14 protein-coding genes are annotated in these 24,736 nt (G+C 68.0%); 8 read left to right on the top strand and 6 right to left on the bottom strand.

Annotated elements, in window-relative coordinates:
• Window positions 1-281 precede the first annotated feature (281 nt).
• The 7 genes from ACJA3G_RS00135 (at window position 282) to ACJA3G_RS00105 (ending at window position 10,085) form a co-directional block, all read left to right on the top strand.
• Complete coding sequence (locus ACJA3G_RS00135; protein WP_406550749.1) at window positions 282-1,769, top strand: DEAD/DEAH box helicase; 1,488 nt, start codon at window positions 282-284, stop codon at window positions 1,767-1,769.
• Between the two features lie 907 nt (window positions 1,770-2,676).
• The gene (locus tag ACJA3G_RS00130; protein ID WP_065965692.1) at window positions 2,677-2,880 is read left to right on the top strand and encodes a cold-shock protein; all 204 of its coding nucleotides are present in this window, start codon (window positions 2,677-2,679) and stop codon (window positions 2,878-2,880) included.
• Between the two features lie 355 nt (window positions 2,881-3,235).
• The gene (locus ACJA3G_RS00125; protein WP_406550748.1) at window positions 3,236-3,445 is read left to right on the top strand and encodes a DUF6243 family protein; all 210 of its coding nucleotides are present in this window, start codon (window positions 3,236-3,238) and stop codon (window positions 3,443-3,445) included.
• Window positions 3,446-4,328: 883 nt separating this feature from the next.
• On the top strand, window positions 4,329-6,512 hold the full coding sequence (locus ACJA3G_RS00120; RefSeq protein ID WP_406550747.1) for a carbohydrate binding domain-containing protein: 2,184 nt from the start codon (window positions 4,329-4,331) through the stop codon (window positions 6,510-6,512).
• A 230-nt stretch (window positions 6,513-6,742) separates the two neighbouring features.
• Window positions 6,743-7,501, top strand: coding sequence for a hypothetical protein (locus ACJA3G_RS00115; RefSeq protein WP_406550746.1), 759 nt, complete (start codon window positions 6,743-6,745; stop codon window positions 7,499-7,501).
• A gap of 481 nt (window positions 7,502-7,982) precedes the next feature.
• Complete coding sequence (locus ACJA3G_RS00110) at window positions 7,983-9,611, top strand: restriction endonuclease fold toxin-2 domain-containing protein (RefSeq protein ID WP_406550745.1); 1,629 nt, start codon at window positions 7,983-7,985, stop codon at window positions 9,609-9,611.
• A gap of 21 nt (window positions 9,612-9,632) precedes the next feature.
• Window positions 9,633-10,085, top strand: a complete 453-nt coding sequence (locus ACJA3G_RS00105) for a hypothetical protein (RefSeq protein WP_406550744.1) — start codon at window positions 9,633-9,635, stop codon at window positions 10,083-10,085.
• Between the two features lie 201 nt (window positions 10,086-10,286).
• Here the strand turns inward: ACJA3G_RS00105 and ACJA3G_RS00100 are convergent, their stop codons facing one another.
• From ACJA3G_RS00100 to ACJA3G_RS00080, 5 genes are all read right to left on the bottom strand, one after another.
• The gene (locus tag ACJA3G_RS00100) at window positions 10,287-11,402 is read right to left on the bottom strand and encodes an MFS transporter (protein WP_406550743.1); all 1,116 of its coding nucleotides are present in this window, start codon (window positions 11,400-11,402) and stop codon (window positions 10,287-10,289) included.
• 444 nt (window positions 11,403-11,846) lie between these two features.
• Window positions 11,847-13,298: a hypothetical protein gene (locus ACJA3G_RS00095; RefSeq protein ID WP_406550742.1), complete on the bottom strand. Its 1,452-nt coding sequence runs from the start codon at window positions 13,296-13,298 to the stop codon at window positions 11,847-11,849.
• Window positions 13,299-13,353: 55 nt separating this feature from the next.
• Entirely contained in the window at window positions 13,354-17,205 is a 3,852-nt protein-coding gene (locus ACJA3G_RS00090) for a caspase, EACC1-associated type (RefSeq protein WP_406550741.1), read from the bottom strand.
• 30 nt (window positions 17,206-17,235) lie between these two features.
• Window positions 17,236-17,673, bottom strand: a complete 438-nt coding sequence (locus tag ACJA3G_RS00085; RefSeq protein ID WP_406550740.1) for an effector-associated constant component EACC1 — start codon at window positions 17,671-17,673, stop codon at window positions 17,236-17,238.
• A 258-nt stretch (window positions 17,674-17,931) separates the two neighbouring features.
• Window positions 17,932-18,288, bottom strand: coding sequence for a hypothetical protein (locus ACJA3G_RS00080; protein ID WP_406550739.1), 357 nt, complete (start codon window positions 18,286-18,288; stop codon window positions 17,932-17,934).
• Between the two features lie 265 nt (window positions 18,289-18,553).
• On the opposite strand from ACJA3G_RS00080, the gene ACJA3G_RS00075 reads away from it, so the two are divergent.
• Window positions 18,554-19,225, top strand: coding sequence for a restriction endonuclease (locus tag ACJA3G_RS00075; protein WP_406550738.1), 672 nt, complete (start codon window positions 18,554-18,556; stop codon window positions 19,223-19,225).
• A gap of 178 nt (window positions 19,226-19,403) precedes the next feature.
• On the opposite strand, the gene ACJA3G_RS00070 is transcribed toward ACJA3G_RS00075, so the two are convergent.
• Window positions 19,404-23,429, bottom strand: coding sequence for a ricin-type beta-trefoil lectin domain protein (locus ACJA3G_RS00070; protein WP_406550737.1), 4,026 nt, complete (start codon window positions 23,427-23,429; stop codon window positions 19,404-19,406).
• Window positions 23,430-24,736 lie beyond the last annotated feature (1,307 nt).

Below are 24,736 nucleotides of genomic sequence, written 5' to 3'. Positions count from 1 at the left end.
ACGCGTTTCCCGCACCGGTTTCACCCGCGGGACGACCCGGACGAATCCGCGGTCCCGCTACGCATGGTTCACCGCACGGAGATGCGGCGGCGTCCTGAAGCCGCACCGCGGCCGACGCCCGTTCTCCCGGCTCCATCGCGTCACCCTTTTCAGCATCCGCGCTCCCGGATATTTCCGTCGCCCGGCTCTGCTTTCTTTTCCACCGGTTCATACTTGTAATTCTTCACGCCGTTCATCGCTGCGGAATTCCTTGATATGTGCCACATCGAGGAAGGTTCCCCATGAACCGCACCATGACGAACGACCGTTCTTCCCGCTCCCGCAGGAGCGACGCCGGAAACGGCGGCAGCCGCTACGGCTCGTCGGCGCCCCGCCGTTCCGCCGCACCGAGCCGCTCCGGCGGATACGGCCGCCGGAGCGCCCCCGTGCAGGGTGAGTTCGCGCTCCCCGAGACGATCACCCCCGCGCTGCCCGCCGTCGAGTCCTTCGCCGATCTCGACATGCCCGGGCAGCTCCTCGCCGAACTGGGCAGGCAGGGCCTGGAGGCGCCGTTCCCGATCCAGGGCGCGACGCTGCCGAACACCCTGGCCGGCCGGGACGTCCTGGGCCGGGGCCGCACCGGTTCCGGCAAGACCCTCGCCTTCGGGCTCGCCCTGCTCGCCCGTACCGCGGGACAGCGTGCCGAGTCCCGCCAGCCGCTGGGACTGGTCCTCGTACCGACCCGTGAGCTGGCGCAGCAGGTGACCGACGCGCTCACCCCGTACGCCCGCACCCTCAAACTGCGCATGGCCACCGTCGTGGGCGGGATGTCGATCGGCAGGCAGATCACCGCGCTGCGCGGCGGGGCCGAGATCGTCGTCGCGACCCCCGGCCGGCTCAAGGACCTCATCGACCGGGGCGACTGCCGGCTGAACCAGGTGGGCGTCACGGTGCTGGACGAGGCCGACCAGATGGCCGACATGGGGTTCATGCCGCAGGTCACCGCGCTGCTCGACCAGGTACGTCCGGAGGGGCAGCGGATGCTCTTCTCCGCCACCCTGGACCGCAACGTCGACCTGCTGGTGCGCCGCTACCTGACCGACCCGGTCGTCCACTCGGTCGACCCGTCGGCCGGTGCGGTCACGACGATGGAACACCACGTCCTGCACGTCCACGGGGCCGACAAGCAGGCCGCGACGACCGAGATCGCGGCCCGGGACGGCCGCGTGATCATGTTCCTGGACACCAAGCACGCCGTCGACCGGCTGACCCAGGACCTGCTGAACAGCGGTGTACGGGCCGCCGCGCTGCACGGCGGCAAGTCCCAGCCGCAGCGCACCCGGACGCTGACGCAGTTCAAGACGGGGCACGTCACCGTGCTGGTCGCCACCAATGTCGCGGCGCGCGGCATCCACGTCGACAACCTCGACCTCGTCGTCAACGTCGACCCGCCGACCGACCACAAGGACTACCTGCACCGCGGCGGGCGTACCGCCCGCGCCGGTGAGTCCGGAAGCGTCGTCACGCTCGTCACGCCCAGCCAGCGCCGCGGCATGGTCCGCCTGATGTCGGACGCCGGAATCCGGCCGCTGACCACCCAGGTCCACTCGGGCGACGAGGCGCTGAACCGGATCACCGGCGCCCAGGCCCCGTCCGGCATTCCGGTCGTCATCACGGCGCCGGTGGTCGAGCGTCCCAAGCGGAGCGCCTCCTCCTCTTCCCGGGGCCGGCGCCGCCCCTCCGGGACGGCCCGGCGCGCCCCGGCCCGTACGTCGGCCGCCACGGTCTGACCGGCAGCACCCAGCAGCACCACCCCGCGACGGCGGTGGGGCCCGACCGGAATCCCGGTCGGGCCCCACCGCCGTTCGGCATACCCGGCCGTCCCCCGCTCGCGTCATCCCGAACGCTGCACGGTGAACGGTGAACGGTCGAGGCGGATTTCCTCACCTTCGAGCGGGCGGAAATCTATGCCGACGAGAGTAGACATTGGGTGGTGGGGTGGCTATGGTTTCTCTCGTAGTCAAGAACGAGCAGGGCCCGGCAGGATGGCCTGCCGGGCAGCAGTACCCGCAGTTCGCAGCACGGTGCGGTGGTGGAGTTCCGAAGCCAGAGCGGTCGTAGGACGGCGACGGGACTGACGACCGGACCGGGGGGCCCGCAGTGATCAGGGGCCGCCATGAGCAGGAGCGCGGCGGTAGTTCCGCAAGCGCGTAGCAGTACGCAGTTCCGTCCGTGCAGTTGAGTCACGAGGGAAGAACGGAGGAGTTCGCGCCATCAGGATCGCCCGGGACGAGGACGTGGGCCCGGGTACCGCAGGACATCGATAGTGAGGTGGTCTCCGGTCAGGCAATCGCGATCCCCATGGGTCCGGCATCGTTCAGGTCAGCTCTGCGGACACAGAGCGCCGGTGCGGTACCAGGACCAGCAGATGGTGTAGAAGCCCCTTCGGGGCCCTGGTGCCGACTCAGGCACCGGGGCCCCTCCGCGTATTCGGCGGTCGACGGTGTGCCGTGTGATCGTTCCTCTGGTGACGTGGCGTGTGGACGTGTAGCGTTTGCGTCAGCTGTCGTGGTTCGGAGTTCCCCATTGCCCACGCTTTGGCGTGGGCGTCTTGCTGTGCTGTGCCGCAGGAACCAGGGCGATCACCTCCGCCTTCCACATGGAGTGGAAGGCGTTCATCGACTGGAAGGCATGACTATGGCTACGGGAACAGTGAAGTGGTTCAACGCGGAGAAGGGCTTCGGCTTCATCGCCCAGGACGGTGGCGGCCCGGACGTCTTCGCCCACTACTCCGCCATCAACTCCTCGGGCTTCCGTGAGCTCCAGGAGGGCCAGGCCGTGACGTTCGACGTCACCCAGGGCCAGAAGGGCCCGCAGGCCGAGAACATCAACCTCGCCTGAACTCAGCGCGCCTGAAGAAGATCGAAGAAGATCAGGGGCCGAGCGGCACTGGCCGCTCGGCCCCTGATCCGCTGTCCGGAAAGCCCGCCGCCCGCCCCGTTCGTCCGCCCAGCGGTCCGTGCGCGGGAAGCGCCAGGCGGCGAGCTCGCCCGCGACACCTGGCCCGGCCGACGCCGTGACGGCGAAAACGTGGTGTGCGGGGCCGACGGAACCGGGTAACGTCTTGTCCATGTTCTTCCAGACGCCGATTTACGAGTGAGAGCGTGACGGGCCCCCGCTGACGTCCTCCGATGTCGCCGCGCCCGTCCCCCGCCGATGAATCCGTAGATCACTTCACATCATTCCGGGAGAACCCGTGAGCAAGAACATCAACAACCCCGTGGGCATGGGCGGCGGCCAGCGCAAGAAGCTGTCGCGCGCCGAACGCCAGAACAACGGGCCGCACCGCAACCTCGACCGCCAGAGCGCCGCCGACCAGAAGGCGGAGCTGGTGCGCAAGATGCGCGAGAAGGCGGGCGTGGCCGAGGACGCCGGGCAGACGGGCGACGACACCGCACAGAGCTGACGCACCGCCGCCACGGGGCGGCACCGCACGGGGCAGGGCCCGGACCGCGACGAGCGGTCCGGGCCCTGCTGCCGTGCCGGACCCGGTCGGCCGCCCGGCTCTCGGCCGAGCGCCAGGGTCTGGCTCGCGCCCGTCACCGCGCGTGCGGGACCGGTTGCCCGCCCCGCACGGCGCGAGCAGGACGGAGACACCGTCGGCGGTTGCGGTGACCCGGGCCGGAGCGGCGGGCGCCCGGGTGCCGGGCGGGGTGGCGGCGCAGGGATCGGTCGTATTTGCGGTCACCACCCGGTCCCGGACGGTGGAGGTCCCGGTGCCGAGGGTGTAGTCAGCGCCGGCGTTGTTGTCCCGAGGGGGCGTCGGGTGGGACGGCGAGCAGGGCGAGCAGGCCGGCGGCCACGGCCCAGGAGAGCCACTGGGAGTCTGGCAGCCGCGTGGAGGAGCGGCGGCATCTGATCCTGGAAACACTGTCGGAAACTTTCTGAAATACCTTGCGTCGGCGGGAAGTTACTGTCGCACGGGCCGTGCGTAAAGGGTTCCGGTGGAAGTGCGGTCGCTTCCGCTGGTCATGCGGGGTGGACTAGGGCAGCCCGCGTCTCGCGGCCGTGCCGGGAGGCCCGAGAGGGCCCGACCGTTCGGCGCTCGCGGTCAATGTCCGTCCGTGCGAGGAGTATTGACGCCCGATGGGGCCAGTCGTAAGTTCGCAGCGCCTTGCTAAAAATTTCAGCAAACTCCTGCAGCGAGGTGGCGCACGGCGCCCCGAGTCGCGGCTGGTGGCCCCACATCAGCCCCTCGTATCCGTCGAGCGCGGCAGCCGTCCCGTCCCCACGAGCCGGTTGCGGCCCCCACCACCGAGCAGCAGCCCTCCACCCAAGGGAGTCCGTCGGTGCCCCATCTGATTCGGCAGCCAAGACCTGCCCCCGCCCCCCGTCCCGCCTCCGGAGCCTGGTCCCGGCGCGGCCCCGCCTGCGTGCTGGCCGCCGGGGCCGTGATAGCCGGCGCGCTCCTGCCCGTCGCCGCCCAGGGCAGCGCGCGGGCCGCCACCGCCTCGAACGGCGGGGATGTGATCGCGAACCTCTTCGAGTGGAACTGGAACTCTGTCGCGAGCGAGTGCACCACGGTGCTCGGCCCCAAGGGGTACGGCGCCGTCCAGGTCGCACCGCCCGCCGACTCGATCAAACTCAGCGGCGCCCACCCCTGGTGGGAGGTCTACCAGCCCGTCTCGTACGGCCTCAACAGCCGGATGGGCACCGAGGCGCAGTTCAAGGCGATGGTCACGGCCTGCCACAACGCCGGTGTGAAGGTGTACGCCGACGCGGTGATCAACCACACCGCGGGCGTCAACCAGACCAGCACCAGTTCCTATGGAGGCGCGAGCTTCAGCCCGACGGCCTACAAGTACAACGACATCCCGTACGGCAGCGCGGACTTCCACGGCTCCCCGCCGTGTCCCAACGCCAACCTGGGCATCAATGACTGGAACAGCGTCACCCAGGTCCAGGAGTGCCAGCTGCTCTCGCTGTCCGACCTGAACACCGAGTCGGACTACGTCCGCGGCAAGATCTCCGGCTACCTGAACAGCATGGTCGACGCCGGGGTGGACGGCTTCCGGGTCGACGCGGCCAAGCACATCGCCCAGGCCGACATGGCCGCCATCCTCTCCCGGCTGCACGACACCACCTGGGGCGGACGGCCGTACATCTACCAGGAGGTCTTCCCCGGCGGCGGAGGCGGGCTCGCCCCGTCCGCGTTCGAGGGCAACGGCAGCGTGCTGGAGTTCACGTACGCCTACAAGCTCAAGGACCAGTTCAACGGCAACATCGCCAACCTGAAGACCTTCGGTCAGAGCTGGGGTCTGGAGCCGAGCGACAAGTCCGCGGTCATGGTGACCAACCACGACCTGGAGCGCGACCAGACCACACTCACGTACAACAGCGGCTCCAAGTACACGCTGGCCCACATCTTCGAACTCGCCTGGAACCACGGCACCCCGCAGGTCTACTCCGGCTTCCGCTTCACCAACAGGGACGACTCCCCGCCCGCCGACAGCAACGGTTTCGTCACCGACACCGACTGTTCCGGCACCGCCTGGACCTGCACCGACCGCGACCGGGGCATCGCCAACATGGTCGGCTGGCACAACGCCGCCAAGGGGCAGGCCGTGGCCAACTGGTGGGACAACGGCAGCAACGCCATCGCCTTCAGCCGCGGAAACACGGCCTGGGTCGCGATGAACAACGGCGCCGACGCCGTCACCCGGACGTTCACCACCGGGCTCGCCACCGGCACCTACTGCGACGTCATCCACGGCGACCTCACCGCCACCGGCGCGTGCACGGGAAACACCGTGACCGTCGACGGCTCCGGCAACGCCACCATCACCGTCCCGGCCGGCGACGCCGTCGCCCTGCGCACCGGCGTGGGCGGTGCGACGCCCACCCCGAGCGGCACCCCCGGCGGCACCAGCAGCGCGACCGTGTTCTACAGCACTGACAAGAACTGGGCCGCCTACAACCTCCACTACGCCCCCACCGGCGGCACCTGGACCACCGCACCCGGCGTCGCGATGACCACGGCCTGCACCGGCTGGGTCAAGAAGAACGTCGACCTCGGCGGCGCCACCGGCCTGGCCGCCACCTTCAACAACGGCTCCGGTACGTGGGACAACAACGGCGGGCGCAACTACGCCCTCGGCAGCGGCAACGTGACCGTCAAGGACGGTGTCGTCGCGAGCGGCGACCCCTGCGCCACGGCGACCGCCCCGCCCACCCCGGCCGCCGGAGGCGCCGACTTCGCCGTCAGCGCCACCACCGTGGTCGGCCAGAACATCTACGTCGTCGGTGACAAGGCCGCCCTGGGCCAGTGGGATCCGAGCAGGGCGCTACCGCTCTCCTCCGCCGCTTACCCGGTCTGGAAGCTGAACGTCCCGCTCGCCGCCGGCACCTCCATCGAGTACAAGTACCTCCGTAAGGACGCCTCGGGCACGGTGACCTGGGAGTCCGGCACCAACCGCACCGCCACGGTCCCGGCCTCCGGCGGGCTCACACTGAACGACACCTGGCGCAACTGACCCCGAACCCCATGGAGGCCGCCGCCGCACCGGGCCGGCGCGGCGGCGGCCTCTGGGGGGAGGGACGCCTGGGCGGTGCACCGGCGCCTGAACGCGAGCGGCTGCCACGGGCACCTGACCCCGGAACGCGAACTGGAGATCCTCAAGGCACCGGGTGGCGTATACATTTCGAGCGCTGGTGCCGGACGGCCGCCCTGCCTCCGGTGACGCGGCTTGGACAAGGAACCACCATGCGACTCGACCTGGCAACGGACTTCGCCGTCACCGACACCCCTCGGCAGCTGCCCCACACGCCGCGCTACTCCCTCTCGGGTGCGTACGTCGTGGCGTCTCCGCACAGGGATCAGCCGAGCCACGAGGTGCTGCTGTCCGAGACGTACGGGAGCGTCGACTGGCTGTGGTCCGGTGATGACGAGTTCCGCTTCGACAACAATGACCGCACGTTGCGAGGCATCATGCTCTCGGTTCCGGAGGAAGAGCCTTCCGCCGGCTGGAACCCCCGCGACTGGACCGTGTTTCCTCCCGTCCCACGGGGCTTGGCGGCCCTTTCCCGGGCCAACTTCGCAGCGGGGCCCACATCGGTCAGGTGGGTGAGCGAATCCGGGGACCACCTGATCTGCGCCCACGAAGACTCACTCGCTCCCGTGAACGACATGCGGCGCCTTCGTGTCGCACCCCATCTGGATCTCGTCTTCGCGGACCACGTCTACGCGGGATGGATCCTCAGCCACCCGGCCGACCACCTCGTGAGGGAGTGGGAACCCACGCCCTCGATGCCTGCACCGGACGGTACGGCGTCCGTATTGCGGGACTATCTGACGACGGTCGTCGAGCCGAAAATTGACCGGATGCGGGACGGTGACCCCGCCCTGCTCCAAGAACTGCACTCGCTCCTAGCCCGTAGCACCGCACTCCCCGACGACCCCAGGTGTGAGGTGCTGCGCGACCAGCTGACCGACCTCCGCGACAACTGGTACGGCGACATCTGAGCAGCAGGGCCCGGCGCGAAATCGACCGTCGCCTCAGGCGCCAAGCGGTCCCGGGAGGTCTTCCACCTGGTCAGACCGCCGCGGCCGTGACCCCGCCTGGAGGGACCGCCGTGTGAGATGAGAGGCTCAGGCGGGTGAGCGAGACGCCGAAGAACACCCTCCAATACCGCTCTGACGGGCCAGAAGACGCCCCGGTCCTGGTCCTGGGGCCCTCCCTCGGTACCACCTGGCACATGTGGGTGAAGCCGTCTTATGGCGTCCACGTGGTCCAGGGCAGGAGCTTTTGACCGAGTTGGGAGCTTCCCATCCAGGCGCGTCAACGGGGTTGGTGATACGGACGTGACAGATGTTGACCGCCGTCCGTTTGTTTCGGCGGGGATCTGCCCGTTGTGCCAGGGGACTCCGCGCTGCGGTCGCTGTACTGCATCCGCTAGTTTGATCGACAACGGGGGTAAATGGGGAGTGTGTGGGGGGCGTTGAAGTGAGCGGGCTTACGCCGGATCTGGAGTTCATCGCAACCGGCATGGTCAGCGGCGCGATGGGGCTGTGCGAGACGATGCGGAGCGCCCGGGACACCGCGATCGCTATGGGGCAGGAGCTGTCCCGGCAGCGCGGGATGGTCGGCGATGATGACGCGGGTCACCACTTCGCGAAGGTCTACGTCTCGGCGGCACGCACTACCCTCGACCAAATCGGGTTTAGCGCACATGTGCTCGGCGAGACCGGCAGAGGGCTGATGCGCAATGCCCGGGAGTTCATGGCGACGGAGAGCGCCGTGGTCGCCGCGTTCCTCGGTAAACAGGTCGACCTGACCGCGAGCATGGGTGACCCGGGAGAGGACTGCCCCCAGCAGTACCTGGGGCTCGGTCAAGAACTCCCGGAGGTCGTCGGCGACACGTCGTGGTGGGACCAGTACGCGCCGGGCGGGCGCAGCGACCGGTTCCGCGGTTCCCCCGAGAGGCTCCGGGACGTCGCTGGCTGCTGGCGTCGGGGCGGCGAACTCATGGTGCGCTTCCTGGAGGATGCACAGGCACATGCCTCCACCGCGAGCAAGGCGCACTCGGGAGAGGCAGCCGAGTCCTTCCACACGTACTTCAGGGCCTCCGTGGGCCTTGGCGTGCCGCCGCAGCAGGCGCAATCCGATGAACCTCTCGTCATGAACCTCATCGCGGCTTGCAACCAGCTCGCCAAGGCATGCGACCGGTACGCGGACCACGTCGAGGACGCCAAGCTGAAAATCCAGTTTCATAAGGATGATCCCCTGACGTTCGACATGCCATGGCATCAGCCGGTGTTCGGGGGGAACGGCTACGACGGCGGCCTGAAGGACGCCGTGACGGGTGATCCCTACATTCAGCAGCTAGGGGACGTGGCGCACGCCCTGGACTCCTCCCAGAGCCGCATCAAGCTCCCGCGGAGCTCCGGCGGACCCGGGCTTCCCGGACTGCCGTTCCTGCCTCCACTCCCGGCGCCGGCGCCGGCACCATTCGCCCTCGCGTCCTACCGCAGCGGCCTGCCGGGCATCATGCCCGCACTCTTCCGCAACCCCGACCCCAACGTTCCCTGGCGCGCCCCGATCCCGCCGTCCCCGGTGCCGCCTCCGGCACTCCTGACACCCAGTGAACTCGCCTCGTTCACCAACTGGGTGAACACGCTCACGCCGGCAGGTCTCGCCGGATCCCCCGATCCCGCGAGGCCGGAGAATGCGTACCAGCTGCGCGTTGCCGGCTACCCCGAGCGTATCGTGCCGCTTTCAGGGCCTGGAAAGTCCAGCATCTCCGCCGACGGAATGCGTGCAGTAGACGGCATGATGGTCGATGCGAAGTACGTCAAAGGCGTTGACGATGACTGCAAGAAGAGCACTTTCCGCAAGATGTCGACCTTTGACATTCAAGACGAGTACAAGCCGAACGGTGAATTGAAGCGGAATAAGAAGAACGTCCTCATCGGTGGGGACAAGAAAGAACTCATCAAATACAGGCAGGCCATCCGCGAGCACAGCGAGCTGCGTGGGCTCGAAATCATCACCAATGACAAGGAGGCCGTCCCTTACTGGCAGACGCTCATGGCGATGGAGCAGGTGAAGGGGGCAGCCCGGTATGTCCGGTAGCACAGAGGAAGAGGTACACGCGTGCTGAACGACGACGACGAGCAGAACACTTTTCTCCTGTTCGCCCCCGAACGGGACCCTCATGCGTGGGGGCTCGACCTGGAACAGCTGGGTGAGGCCCTACGCGGATCCTTCCAGGATGTCAGCTACGAGCTCCGGCAGGACGATGTCCATGGCGGGGCACCGTATATGTGGTTCTGGGCTGTTGACAGCCGGGGGACGGGATTCGACGGGACCGCGCTCACCCAGGGGCGGGACTGCATCATGCTGTCGGGGATCACCGCAGGGGAGGCGGCTGCCTTCATCGTATGGCTTCGCGACTCTCATCTTCCGGCGCCGGATCTGGTCCGCTACTCAAGCGAGGCGGCTGTCGTGGAGGGAATCGAGTCGGATTGGAAGCTGCCCGCAGCGGGTGACGAAGACGGCGTTGCCGACGAATTGCGGCACCACCTTCGAGTCGTCAACAATGCCTGACAAGGCGTAGTCCTGATATGAAACCGCCTGGTGAGTGCGGTTTTCTGATGCCCGGTGACGGTGTTCGCATGGGTGCCGAGCAGACCGAAGGAGAGGCTGCCAGCAGTGCGATGCCTATGGCACTGCCGAGCTGCTGCGCGGTGGTGAGCGTTCCCGAGGCCGAGCCCGCGTGCCGGAGCGGCACCTCGGCCAGGATCAGTGTCACCAGCGGGGTGACCGTGAGGCCGAAGCCGAGACCCGCCGCCAGGAGCGGGGCAGCATCTGCAGGCGGTGCAGGTCGTTGCCGTGGCGGTCCACCATCCAGGCGACCCAGCAGGTCCCCGCGATAAGCAAGAGGAGGCCGAAGTGCAGGATCGAGCGGCCCAGACGCGACGCCAGCACGATGAACGCTCCCGAACCGAGCCCGGAACCGAGGGTTAGGGCACGAGCATGACGCCGGTCTGGAGCGCGGTGAAGCCGAGCCTCGCCTGCGACATAAATGCTGAAGACCAGGAAGAAGGGCAGGAACGCACCATAGAAGAGCACGACGAGTGCGAGTCCGCCGCTGAACCCCCGGTTCGCGCACAGGCTCATCCTGATCAGCGGAGTGCGGCTGGCGCGCTCCCGGCGCAGTTCGTGCGCGGCGAACAGGAGAAGGCCCAGGGTGCCCACGGCCAGCAGACTGAACAGCCAGGGCGGCCAGCCCAGGTCGCGCCCCGCACCATGGGGGTAAACGAGCAGTCCCACGCTGGCCGTGATGAGGGCAACACCGGTCCAGTCGATCGGATCGGCCTCGTCCGCGCGCGACTCGGGGAGGAACCGTAGGGCACGCAGGATGGTCAGCAGTCCGACGGGGATGTTCACCAGGAAGATCGGCCGCCAGCCCCAGTGGAACAGGTCCATCTGGATCAGCCGTCCCCCGACGAGAGGGCCCGTGATGGCGGCGAGGCCGATCACCCCGCCCAGTGCGCCGAGGACCGCTCCATGCTGTTTCGGCGGCACGGCGACCTGAATGACGGAGTAGACCTGCGGGTACATCAGTGCGGCGGCCAGCCCCTGGAGCAGTCGCGCTCCCATGAGTATCTCCGGGCTCTGGGCGACGCCGCAGAACAGTGACGCGATGGTGAAGGTGCTCATGCCGATCGGGAACACGCGCTTGCGCCCGATACGGTCGCCCATCCTTCCGCCCGCGACCAGGAGCGCGGCGAAGGCCAGGGTGTAGTCGGAGAGCACCCAGGGGATGTGGGTGTAACCGGCGCCCAGTCCGCGCTGGATGGCCGTCACCGTGACATTGACGATGCTCACGTCCACGAGCTGCATGAACGCGGCCACCAGCACGAGGGCAATGGTGACCCAGCCGTGGCGCGGTAACGGCTGCGGCATGTCGTCAGGCGGCGATTTGGTGGCCTCAACTCGTGCCGTGTGCCCTCCAGTTCCGGTGTGAGGATCCGGCCAATCCTGCTGACCCGTGGCCGCCGGCCGGTCACCTGGCCTGTCGAGGCCGAGCCGACGCCCTAGCCTTTCCCGGAAGGAGTGCAGGAGCGCCTGCGCGAGCAGCCGACCCGCCGCACGAAAGCACTCCCTGGTGCGAAATACTCCCAACACCCTCTCTGCTGCGGTATGGCGCGCAGCGCAATCACGGCCTGCGGACCGACTCCACCGGCTTCATGGTTTGGCCACCCACTCCGCGAGTGCCGTCCCGCGGCCCCATCGCGTCCCGTGGCCGGGCTTGCTGATCGCGCGCGCTTCGCTGGCCGTGGCCGGTCAGCGCAGGCGTGATGATCACTCGTCGTCGAACGGTGGGATCTGCCGCATCGCCAGTACTGTGCCGTCTTGGCTGATCGAGACCACGCCGCCCCACTTGTGATCCCAGAACGTTCCGTGGCGCTTGCTCTTCCAGTTGTGGACGCGTTGTCGATAGGCGGTGACGTCGGCCTGCCGCTTGTCCTCGCTCCTGGTGACGAGGACGTTGAGTATGTCTTTCGCGACACCGGAGAACGCCTGGACTCTTTCGCCGTTGAGTCGGAAGACGTGGTCCGTACCCTCGTATGTCTCGCCCAGCAGGGTGTAGCGCGCGTCTTGGACGCTGCCGGAGGCGGCGTTCGTGAAACCTTGGAAGAAGTCGCTGCCTTGTCGTGTGTTGAGCAGAGCGGCGGTGGACTCTCCGTCACCGGCGAAGGACGTGAGTCCAGCGGCCCCGACTCTGGCCAGGGCACTCTGGAACCACTCGTAGTACTCAGGATTGGGACCTACTTGGCATCCGGGCTCGACGGTGTCGGGGTCGTTGCCCTCGCCTGGTTTCAGGATGCCGACATTGGGGTTCTTGTCCTTCAGCGGAAGACTGAAGTTCGCGGCGGGCGTGCCGTCCGGGATGTGGAGCCAGCCGCCGGGGCCGTCGGCGTGCAGGGCGTGGACGGTGAGGGGGTCGTTCAGGGGGATCTGCGTGCTGAACACAAGGGCCGGAGTTTCGTTCCAGGCTCCGATGTGCACCCCGTCCGCGTGAACTGCTGCGGAGGCGAGTTGCTCGTATGCCTTTTGCCGGTCGCTGTGGTTGCCCTTGCAGGCGATCGGGAAGACGCGTGAGGATTCGCCTGGTTTCCAGACTTCGGCAAAGAACTGCGGGCGGTAGTGGTAGCCGACGGTCTTGGTCTTCGCTTTGTCCCGGCTGGTCAAGGTCCAGCCGGCGCGGAGCGCGGTGTCGGCGCGGACGATGGAGACGCTGTGGTCTGGATAGCGGCGGGTGAGGATCTGCTCGCTTACCGCCAGGGCGAAGGCTTGTCCCAGCTCCTCGGATTGCAGCGCCTTGTAGTACATGGCGATCCGTTCGCCCTCGTCGGACAGCCTGAGATAGGTTTCGGCGTCTGCTACGAGCGCTTGGCAGTACTTGAGGCTGCCCCAGTGCTCGGCCAGTCCACGCGATGCGCCGCGCTGAGAGAGTGCGAGGCCGCGGCCGAGGTGGTGCAGGATGTCCCAGAACGTCAGCCGTACCGTCAGGCCGAGTTCGTGGCTGGGGAGGGGACGCAGTCCTGGCTTGCGGCGCAGCGGTTCGTAGGTGTCTCCCGGTTTGGTCTTGCCCTCCTCCTGTCGCTTCTGGAACGTCTCGTGGCGCTCACGTTCCTTGTCGCCGGCGGCTTCCTCGACCTTTCCTACCAGTTCCCGCGTGGAATGGACTGGTACGGTCACCTGCCGCTGGAGGTTCTGCAGGACGTCTTCGGTACTCATGGTGCTTGTCACGACTGCCCCTTCTCAGGTCGGATGCCCAGCCAGCCGTGCATGGCTGGCCGGACACTCAGTCGAACAGCGGCGCCAGTACGTTCGGGCCCGCGAGGATGCGCCACGCGGGGACACGGAGAACTCGTTCGACACTGCCGGCCTTCGCACCTCTGCCGCCGGATGGCAGCCCGATGAAAAGGTCGGCTCGCTGGTGCATCAAGCGCAGGTGCCGTGCCGGATCACGGCCGGGCAGTGGCCCGGTGTCCACCAGTACGGCGGTGTTGCCCTCGGACGCGGTGAAGAGCAGGTCGACCCGCTGTCCACCAACCATGGCGTCGCGTTCCAGCTCCACGACACCTCGCGAGGCGAGGAACTGCTGCACAGTGTCGACAAGGTTCCTGCGGCCCGGGTCTTGCTGAGGGCTGGGCCCGTGTACCGCAGCCTGGTGGGCGTCGACAGTTCGTGCTCGGCTCCACAGGACCGAGCGGGACGACAGCAGGTGCGGGAGACCGGTCTGCTGCTGCCAGTAGCCATGGCTGCCCACAGTGATCAACTGGGACTTCGCGCGGGTGATCGCGACGTTCCAGAGGTTGACCTGGCTCGCCACCCAGTGGGCCGTCCTCGCAGGTGTGTTGGCGCTCGCCACAGGGCTGAGGACCATGACGTCGCGCTGGCCGCCCTGAAAGGCATGAACCGTGCCCACCCGCACCCGGTCGCTGCCGATCGTGCGCTCCAGGGCATCCTTCTGCGCGCGGAAGGGGGTGACCACGCCCACGGTTGCGGTTCCTGGCAGGCGGTGCAGCAGCTCTCTGACGATGCCGGCCACGGCGGCGGCCTCGGATGGGTTGTGCCACGACTTACCGCCAGGTCCCTGCGCCGACTCGCTGGAGGGCACGTCTGCCCAGGCCAGTACGGGAGCGGTTTCCCCAGTGCCCACGAGGTCGACGGCGGGCACCTGTCCGCGCACGTCCGTCATGATTTCCAGGGCGCCGGAGTAGCAGTGGCCGTTGACGACGTCGGCTATCTCCGGATGGCAGCGGTAGTGCTCGTCAAGGAGCAGGGCGGCCTCGCCGTTCTGTGCGGCGGCGTGGTACGAGGAGTAGATGTGGTAGGCGAGCCGTCGGTCCTCCAGCCAGGCCGCATTCAGCCCCGCCCTGGCGCGAGCCTGACGTTCCTGCTCCGGTGAGATGCCGGGGATGTGACTCAGCTGCATCGGATCACCAATGATCAAAGCCCGCCGGGCCCGAAAGAGCAGCGGCAGCACCGCCGCGATGGAGCACTGGCTAGCCTCATCGATGACGACCAGGTCGAAGAGCTTCGCGTCCGGCCTCAGCTGGCGAACGGCGTGCGTGGTGATCGCCCACCCTTTCAGGTGGCGCAGAAGGTTCAGCTGGCTGCGCTGGGTTCCTTTGTGCTGCCGCAGAGTCTGAAGACGCTGGTCCAGCAGAGAGCGCCCGCGGCTGAGCGCCTCCGCCGACAATGCCGCGCACAGCTCTGTCGACAGTTCGGCCCGTATCGCGGCACAGTCCGCGCGACCCTCACGTACGGCTTCCTCGCAGTGGGTGAGCTGGGCAGGTGTGAGCTCACGCGTCTGCCGCTCCAGGTCCGTCACGTCTGCCAGCTTGGCGAGGACGTCCGGTGCAACGGGCAGCTCGCAGGCCCACGTCGGCAGGTGCGGCCTCATCTCCGGGCTGGCCGCCGAAACGAACGCCTTCATCGCGCGCTTGCGCCGCCAGCGTCCCCACCAGCCCGTCGCCGCCGCGGCCCGGCGAGCCCGTGCTTCCCAGCTGGCGAGCGCGGAATGGTCGCCGGTCGCCCACACCTGTGACAGGAGCGACAGCGCAAGTCCGATCGTCTCGGCGAGTTCCGCACGCCGCTGCAGAACCCCAGTGAGTCGCACCTCGCCTTCGACCTGCTGGCCGGCCCGGTCGCGCAGAACGGCGGCCCGAGCGCGGAGGTTGCGCAGCTCACCCGCCACTGTCGCCGAGCTGCGGCCGGGCTGAGGATGTGCGTCCGACAGCAGCCGCTCCAGCTTCTCGGCCTCCTTCACCAAGGCGCCGACGTTGCCGGTACGCATCAGGAGTCCGGGAGCGACGTCATCACACCGCTGGGCGACGACATCGACCGCCTCGTTGTTGGTGGACGCCACGAGAACCGACTCGCCGGCCGCGACGCACGTGGCCACCACCGAGGTGACGACCTCGCTCTTTCCCGTGCCGGGTGGACCGGTGGCTACGGTCAGGGGCTGCGTCATCGCTGAGACGACCACCTCTTCCTGGCTCTCGTTGGCCGGTCCGGCGGAGATCACGAGGACCGGATCGCCTGGTGGAGCAAGGGCTGCGCCATTGAGCAGGGCATCCAGAGCCGTGCCGGGAATCTCGTCCGTGCGCGTGGAGATGGCCAGGAGATTCTCCACCAGACCGTCGGTGGCGAACCGCTCCACGCTTGATGGAGCGAGGATCACCGCGGCGTTGTGCGCCCCCGGGCGCAGGGCCTCGTTCACGGAGTCCGCCCGTAGAGCGGAGGGATCGAGCGGTTCGAGTTCCGGCAATCCCAACGCGCCGAGCAACTCCCGTACGGATTTGAGCATCTGCGCGTCATTGCCGTGCTGCCATGTCGGCTGCCAGCGGGCGAGCAACTGGGCGGCCTCGTCCTCGGAGAGAAGCTCCGTCACCTCTTTGGTGTGCAGACAGGGCACCCCGCTCGGGTGGAGTACCAGCCGCCCGCTCTCGTCCGGGGTCAGTTCCATCTGCTGAACGAGCAGTGGCGCGATGCCTACGTCCGTGCGCCGGCCACCTTCGCCACGGGAGGGGAGAGTGACGGCCGGATATCCGTACCAGTACTCGTGCTGCTCTGTATCCCGTCCCGGCCCGCCCGTCGCGGTGCCGCTGCCCGAGGTGTGTGCGCCGGGCAGTCGTGCCGGAGCAGGCAGCGCCGAGCTCAGACCGGACTGAATGGTCTCGGGCCCTTCGGCCACGAGGAAGTACTGCGAGTTCCGCCCGTTGCGGCGATCGGGCAGCATGCTTGCTGCCGCCTGGGCGCTCAGGCACTGCGCGTAGTAACGCAGCAGCCGTTGCCAGTCATTGGCGTTCTCGGCGTCGGCGGCGGCCCGTTCGCGAGCCTTGAGCTGTGCGGTTGACGGCGGAACCGGCTCATCGAGCGGCGGGGGGAGAGGGACCGGGCGCGCAACGGACCTGGCGAAGGCCAGCGTGTGGGTGGCGCGGATGGTGGACTTGGTCGGGCGTTGCTCCTTCGGCAGACCTTTGCGCACCATCTGCGCGGTCAGATACTCGAAGAGGTCGTCCGGCGATATCCATCCGCTGTCCTTGATCCGCCCGTTGCGCAGCCCCTCGACGATTTCGCCGGTGAACCGCGATGTGCCGAGCGTCGAACCAGCGGGAGCCATGGCGGAGGCGGGCTGCAAGGCGTCGGAGGCGGTGATGAAGTAGACGCCGGTGGGCCGTAGCAGGGTGCTGTGCTCCTCCTCGTCAGACAGCACGTCGTCCCGGCCCTTGGCTCGCCAGCCCTGGACGACCGAGCCGCTCGCGCAGCAGTCGAGCAGCACGATCTTGGATGCGGCCCGGCAGGATTGCAGGGTCCGCTCGAGGAATTCCGCCGACACCGCGGTGCGGGGCAGATCGGTAAGGTTGCTGTCGCGAGTGAGGAAGTACAGCTGGTTGTCGGCTTCGCAGAACTCCCCGTGCCCGCTGAAGTACAGCAGCGCGGTCTCGCTCTGCTGGCGCTGCTCCAGAAACGACTCGATCGCGTGCAGCATCTCGGCACGCGTCGGTTCTGCCACCACATCGCAGTCGTTGTACTGCCCGATCTCTGTGCTCTGCAGAACTGCCTGCATGTAGTGCAGATCTGCGCGCACCGCCGGAAGGTCGTGGTAGTCGTCGCTGTCATAGTTCGAGACGCCGATCAGCATGGCGTATCGGTCGTTGTTCCGCACCCTCGGTCAGCCCGCCGCGGAGGTGCCGCTCGGGCTGGGTGTGCTGCTTGCCGCATCCCCATCCGTCGGCAGAGGGCCGCCGGCCAAGAACCGTTCGAGGCGTTCTTCGTCCTCACGGGCCTCGCGACCCGTGATCCGCAGCGTGGCCCCATCGGGGCGCGTCGCGATGATCGCGCGCTGCGGGACTTTGGCCAGCCACACCTGAACACAGGCTGCCGCGAACGAGCCGGCGCTCAGCACCAGGCCCACGACGCCTACGACATCGCCGCCTTTGTCAGTGCCCATGGAGGGGCGGGCAGAAGGCAAGCGAAGAGAGGCCGCCGGATCGGCCTCAGACACTTCGGCCAGCAGTTCACGGGCGTCGCTCCGTGCCCTCAACGGATCGTCGTCGATCACAGTGACCAACAGCTGCGGCTGTCCCTCGCTGTCGCCCTCGTTGCTCACGCGTCCCCCTGCGCCGCCGTCGACTTAGCTGCCTTGGGAAATTACCGGAGCAACTGTGCAGACAAATGTGCTTCTCCGAAAACGATCGGTAGTTGACGCAAAACGTACTTCGCTCTCTTCGGTGCTGGCCATGGCTCCACCGGTGATCACGTATGGGCCGCATAGTGCCGGGCGGAGGCCCCGTGCCGTTCGGTGCTGCAGCCAAGGCCGACCGCGAGAATGACGCCGGGTCCCGTGCCCGGCTGATTGCGCTGCGGGTTAGCGGTGCTGGGCCGGGGCGGAGGGGGAGTGCGGCGTCGTGCCCGTCGGCTTGGGGCTGTTGCCGCCCGGTCCGCTGGCGAGGGCCAACAGGATAAGGAGAAACACGAGGAACCCGGCGCTGCTTCCGGCGGCGACGGCGCGCGGGCTTATGGAGCGGTGGTGCCCGCGCACGCGGGTGCCGTCGGTCCGGTAGTAGGGGTGGACGTAGGTGGTGGGCCCGGTGTGGACCGGGCGGGGAGGCGGCACCGATGTGCGGCGCGGCGTCGTGCCTGCGGTGGCCGTTGGGCGGGTGCGGCGGTAGTGGCCTTTGACGTAGGTGCCGTCTTGGCGGACGTGGGGACGTACGTAGGTCATGTGAGGTCCTCGCGAGTGAAGGGGGGTGATGCGGCACCTTCGGCCGAGGCCGGGCGTTCCTCGGCGCAGCATTCGACGGTAGCGGCACCCACTGACATTCGATCGACCCCAACTCTCTTACGGTGCAGCCCTGTTGTTGGTCCTCCAGCGATTTTCGGCCGGTGATCGTGGGGCACCGGCGGCTGTCAGTGCCGGGTGCTGTCATGGACAGCGGGGAGAACAACACGAGGGGGGTACAACACGTGCTGTACACGGGAGTGGCCCGGTGAGCCGGCGCCGACGTCGTAGCAGCGGGGACGATGCTCTGCTCGTCGCCTTTGGCGTCCTGGTCCTGGTCGGGCTGTTGCTCGTCAAGGCGGCCCAGTGGGCGTGGGCTCACTGGTGGGTCCTGCTCGTGATCGGCGCACTGGCACTGGCCGCGGTCGTGGGCTGGATCTACCAGCGGGTTGACCGGCTGCGGGCCGTCCAGCTGCGCAGGCAGGGGCTGGTCTACTCCCTCGGCCAGCTGGACGCCATGCACCACACCGCCTTCGAGTACGCGATCCGCGACCTGCTCGCCCGGGACGGCTCCCTTGACGCGGTGCGCTGTGGCGGCCGGGGCGATCTCGGCGCCGACGTGAAGGGCCATGACCCGCTGGGCCGCTTGTGGGTGATCCAGTGCAAGCACCGCAAAAAGGGGCTGGACGGAGCGGCGGTCGGCACGCCGGACCTGCAGACCCTCAACGGCACCGGGCGGCCCGTACACCGGGGCGACGTCGTGGTCATGGTGACCAACGGCCGCATCTCCCAGCCAGCCCGGGACTTCGCCCGAGGCCAGCGCCTGCACCTGGTCGACCGGCGCCTGCTGGAGCGGTGGGCCCGCGGGGCGCGCCCGCTGTGGGAGATCCTTCCGGCCGTCCCGCCGCCTCCGTCACGCAAGCCGCCCCGGCTGCGGTAGCAGCAACGGAAGGCGGCGACATGAGTTCGACGGTGCCCGACCGGTAGCGCCAGCACACCAGCCCGCACCACAAGGGTTCCACTCCCACCCAGGTCGCCCGTTGATGCGAGCGGCCCGTTTGCCCCTCCACCTGCGCGGAGGTGGAGGGGCAAACGGGGATAGCACGCCGCCGGGTTGGTTAGGCGATCTGCTTGATGGTGGTGGTCCAGCCCGCTCCGCTGACGTCGGTGCCGGGGGCGAAGCCGGTGCTGTTGCTGCCGGTGCCGGCGAAGAAGTGGAGGTGGTCGTCGGAGGTGAGGGTGGCCCAGAGGTCGGGGTGGCCGTCCTGGTTGCCGTCTCCGGCGGCGGCGACGGACGGGTAGCCGGCGGTGGTTACGCCGGAGCCGATGTCCTGGGCGTTGCCGCCGGACCCAAGGGGCGTGCCGGGGTTGAGGGGGTCGTTGAGGTATTGGTAGATGTCACCGGTGGACTTCCTGCGGGTCCACAGGTCGCCCAGGCCGTCGCCGTTGACGTCACCGGGGGCGAGGAGTTCCATGCCGTTCCAGCCCGCAGTGCCGATCTTCGTGGGTGCGCCGAGCTGGCCGTCGAAGGTGCCAGGGAAGAGGTAGAGGGCGTCGTCTTCGATGGCGAGGAGGTCTGGGTGGGAGTCCATGGTCAGGTCACCGGCGCTGATCACCTGGTTGGTCTTGGACCAGTCGGACGAGGGTGACCCGGCGGGGCGGTTCAGCGCGTAGCGGGCGGTGAAGCCGTCGAAGCCAGTGCCGCGGTAGAGCCACAGGTGGGACACGTCGCCGGGCAGATGCGCGACGAGGTCCTCGTAGCCGTCGCCGGTCCAGTCACCGCGGTGACTGATGTCACTGCCGGCCCATCCGCCGCCCAGGTGCGGGCCGCTGGCCTGGCCGCCATCGCCGGTGCCGGGGTAGACGCGCAGCTGTCCGTCCTTGTCGATGGCGGTGAGGTCCGGGATGCCGTCGCCGTTGAGGTCGCCCTCGGCGTCGCTGCCGGTGCGCTTGTGGAGGTAGCCGAGGGTGACTGGCGCGTTGAACTGAGCGATGCCGCTGGCGGGCGGCTTGCCGGAGTATTCGGTGATCTCGTCGCGATTGGTCGTGACGTAGAGGTCCGGGTTGGTGTCCGGGTTGCCGCCCTGGCTGTTCACATCGCCGGGCGAGGAGACCAGGGGGTAGGTCGCCTTGTCGAGGTACGGAGCAAGCAGTGTGGCCGTGGCCGGGAGCGGGCTGCTGGCGGTGCCGGACCAGACCTGGTCGGCGATGGTCGTGCAGTCCGCGAGGATGACCTGCGTGCCGGGCGTCGTACTGGACGCCGGGTCGGCCAGGCAGCGTCCGGAGGCCGGGTTGACGAGTGAGCCGCCCGGGCCGGGCTTCCACTGCTGGGCACCTGAGCCGTTGCAGGTGTAGAGCTGGACGGGAGTCCAGTTGGCGGTGCCGCCGCCCTTGGCGTCCAGGCACTTGCCGAAATTGCGTACGGTGTTGTCGCTGCCGAGGGCCCACTGCTGGGCCGAGCCGTTGTTGCACCCCCAGATCTGGATCTTGGTGCCGTTGGTGGTGGAGCCGTGGTCGACATCCAGGCACAGGCTGCCGCCACCGGAGGCCGTCACCCCGGAGACGAGGGCGTGACTGGCCGGCGCGGCCAGGGTGGCGGGCATGCCGTTGGCATCGAACCGCAGGTCGTACGAGTAGAGGACGCCGGTGGCATCGTCGCGGGCCCACAGCGTCGGGGTGCCGCCGACGGTGCCGGGGGCGATGAGCGTCGTGTGGGACCAGTCGCCGGTTCCCAGGAGCATGCCCTTGCCGAGGTGGAGTCCGCCGGTGTCGGTCCCGGGGTAGTACCAGAGCTTTTTGTTCTCGATCGTGATCAGGTCGGCGAGACCGCGGGTGTTGGCGAAGCTGCCCGGGGCGAGGAGCTGGGTGACGGACGACCAGGTGGGGGCGTATCCGTCACAGGAAGATCTGGTGTTGCAGTCGGGCTTGTCGGGGATGGGGACGATGCCGCTGGTGTTGGTGAAGTGGCCGGGTGTGCCGTTGCGGTTGGCGTCGTTGCTGTAGGCGTACAGGTTGTGGGTGCTCTTGTTGTACGCGAACAGGTCGTCCACGCCGGACTGGCTGAGGCTGCCGCGGTGCGCGACGAGGTAGTTGTCCCAGCTGGTGCCGTTGGGGCTTTGGGACGCGGTGGAGGCGGTCACTGGGGTCGCGGCAGGGTCGGTGTTGCCGGGCACGAGAAGCAGGCTGCCGCTCTTGTCCGGGGTCAGGAGGTCGGGGATGCCGTCCCCGGTCACGTCACCCGCGGTGACCTTGGTCGCCGGATTCCAGGGGGCGAAGAAGCGGTAGCCGACGGGGCGGGCGTTGCCGGCGCCGTCCACTGCCTGCACGTACAGGGTGTGGGTGCCCCACTGCTGCGCGGTGAGGTTGATCGGGATGTTCACCTTCGCGGTGCCGCCGCTGTCGGGCGTGGCGGAAACGGACTTGGCCCCGGTGGCCGGGATGGTGGTGTCGAGGGAGTACTCGAAGCGGCGGATCCCGCTCTTGACGCACGGGGCGAGTTCGCAGCCGCTCGGCGTGGGGTCGGTACTGGTGACCGGAATGGTGATGCCGGTGTCACCGGCGTGCGCGGTGGGGGTGCGGTCGCTGCCGAGTGGCGGATAGGCGGCCGAGTCACCGAAGGCCGCCGGCGTGGGCGGGGTGAGGTCCACGTTGAAATGGCATGACGTCAGTAAGGGGCTGTCGAGGGTGCCGTCGGTGGCATGGACCTCCCACCCGTAGGCGTGCCCATCCTGCACCGCAGTGCCGATATTGGTGTGCACCGTCGTCCCAGAGGCCACGTACGGACTGCTCGGCGTGGACACCGTGCTGCCGACGCCCTTGCCGTTGTCCTTCCGGTTGTCCCAGACGCTGAAGACGGCCTTGAGGTTGACGCCGCTCATGTACGTGGCGACCTTGGCATTGAGCGTGATGTTGCTGTTGCCGCCGGTCAGGGTGGTCGCGCCGATCCAGCCGGGTGTGCCGTTGTTGCAGGCGGCCCCGCCCGGGTTCATCGAGTCCGGCGTGGTGCTGGGGTAGTCGACCGCCGGGTGGAGGTCGAAGACCGTGGTGATGTACGGGTTGGCGCTGAATCGCATGTAGCCGTAGTTCGTCGACGACTTGTCGTCGTCGCCGTACAGGCCGAATGTCCAAGTCTCGGTCTCGTTCGCGGCAATAGCCCTGATGCGGCTGGTGACGTCGAAACTGACATACCGCGTTCCGCAGTCGGGCCAGGCGCTCTTGACGTCCTGCGTCTTGATTGTGGCCAGCACCTTGGGTTTGTTGTCCCACGAGGTGCTGTCGCTGATCCTTCCGGTCTCCTTCAGCGTGACCGGCCAGGTGTTGTCGCAGCCCGCGTCCGCGCCGTAGGTTTCCGCCAGCGTCAGGGTGGACTTGGAGATCACCATGCTCTTGTAGAGGTTGCGGGTGTTGATCTCGTAGTACGCCTCCTGCATGCCGTAGCAGCGGGAGGAATAGTGCTGGTAGCCGACCCCCTGGCCGTTGTCCTGCTCCTTGTCGTACGCAGGGTTGGGGTTGCCAGGGCTGGGGCAGCCCTCCTGGGCCACGGTGAAGTGGCCGGTCTGGCCGGTGAGCGGGCTGCTGAACGTCGGATCGATGTAGACCGGGTAGGTGGTGGCGAACCCGGTGAGCAGGTTCGCGTCGGGGGTAAGGGTCAGAGAGCCGCCTTCCGCAGTCATGCCGACCTGCTGGACCTTGGCTCCGGTTCCGGGACCGCTGATTGTAGAGGTCTGCGAGGAGTCGTCAGCGGCCTCTCCGCGGGGGCCGGCTGTCGTGGGGCGGGCAAGGGACTTCGATGAAGAGGCTGTCGGCTGCTGGCCGGTGGAGGAGTCCCACATCAGTGGCGCGGCGCTGGTGTAGACGAGGCTTCCGTCAGAGGCTTTGGCGGCGAGGCGGCCCGCTGTATCGGTGCTGAGCGTCAGCCCGTCGGTGCTGGTGGCCAGGCGCAGGCTCTTCAGCTCGGGGTTGGCCGCCGCGCTCGCGTCGTGGACGATCAGGACCTCGCTGAACGCGCCTTGGTCGCTGACACTGGCTTGCAGGTCCACCCCGGGGAGGACGCTCGCGTAGAGCGCGGTGTTGCCCTTCACGGTGGGGGCGGGAAGCTCGTGGGGGAAGGAGATGGCGAGGCGGCGCTCGCTGCCGTCGGTCAAGACGGCCAGCGGATTTGTGCCTCCCCCGGACAAGGCGACTCCACCCGGCGTGGCGGCGGGGCTGTAGGACCCGTCGCTATTTCTCGCCAGCGTGGCGTCAATCGCCTTCCAGGCACCCTTCTTCTCCACCCGAACCGGTTTCAGGTTCGTTGTGGTCGTTATCGTGCCATCGGGATTGGCGAAAGTCTGGCTGGTTTGCGTCGTCTGCCCGTCGATTGCCACGGGCTTTCCGTCTGCCTGGGCCTGATGGAGCGCTGTCAGGGTGGGATTGTTCGACGTGGGCTGAGTCGAATCTTCCGGTGGCGTGATATCTGCCATGGCTTGGCCAGAAAGCGAGATGGTCAGCCCTAACGCAGCTGACAGGAGAGTCAAATGTTGTCCAAGCCGCCGAAGTGTCGGCGCTGGACGGTGATGCCTTCGCATGTGGTGTTCCCCCCATGGGATTGCGTGAAGAAATGCCTGCTGAGATGGCGACTCGGTGCACGCGCCGGACCATCTGTGTCGGATTGAGTAGTTTCCCCTGTAGCACGACGCCTCTGGGGCTTGGCATGCCTCGCGTGATGCTTTGGTAAAGAGTGAGAAAAGCTGCGAGGGTCGCCCGGTGGGGCTGCCGAGGCAGGCTATTGCGAATCGCACGCCTGTAGCAATACGGTTCTGTGATTCTCGCAGGGCTGGGCAACCGCTCTGTCTATAACGGGGACCTTTACGGTCACGCACTTGGGGTGGGGACTTTGAGAGTGCGTTCTTCAGCACGCCCTTTTTCCGGATTACGGACGAGAGGCGCAGCGCGCCGCGCCACTGTGGCCACAGCCGTACTTGCCGCGCTGTCGCTGGTCGTACCGCTGGCATCAGCCGATGGCGTGGGGGGTTATCACTACAAAGGCAAGATATGGGCGGACGGTGAACTGCCTGCTCAGCCCGTCGTGGACGGACATCCGGTCGGCACGGCCAAGGGAGCACCTCGGGCCGGTACACCCAAGGGCGCTCATGCCTTACGTGCCTACACCCCGCAGGCCCCGAAGTGGCCTGCGGCGAGCACCGATACGGTAGACCTTGCTCCGCCGGGCAGTCCGAAGACCCAGGGGATGGCTGCCGCTGCAGCGATCCCACCGAAGCGGGCCGGGACCTCCCCGGTATGGGTTGGGTCGGCCCCTGCCCATGGCGCTCCCAAGGCACACGGCAACGGGATGGCGGCGCAACCCGCAACGCCACCGTCATCGGTCACTGTCAAGACGGTCGACCGGCACGCGGCGCAAGCCGCGCACATCGACGGACTGCTGGTGGGCCTTGCGCGTTCGGATGGAAGG

The sequence above is a fragment of the Streptomyces sp. YS-3 genome, assembly GCF_045257485.1.
Taxonomy (GTDB): Bacteria; Actinomycetota; Actinomycetes; order Streptomycetales; family Streptomycetaceae; genus Streptomyces.
This window is presented reverse-complemented; position numbering and strand designations above follow the sequence as displayed.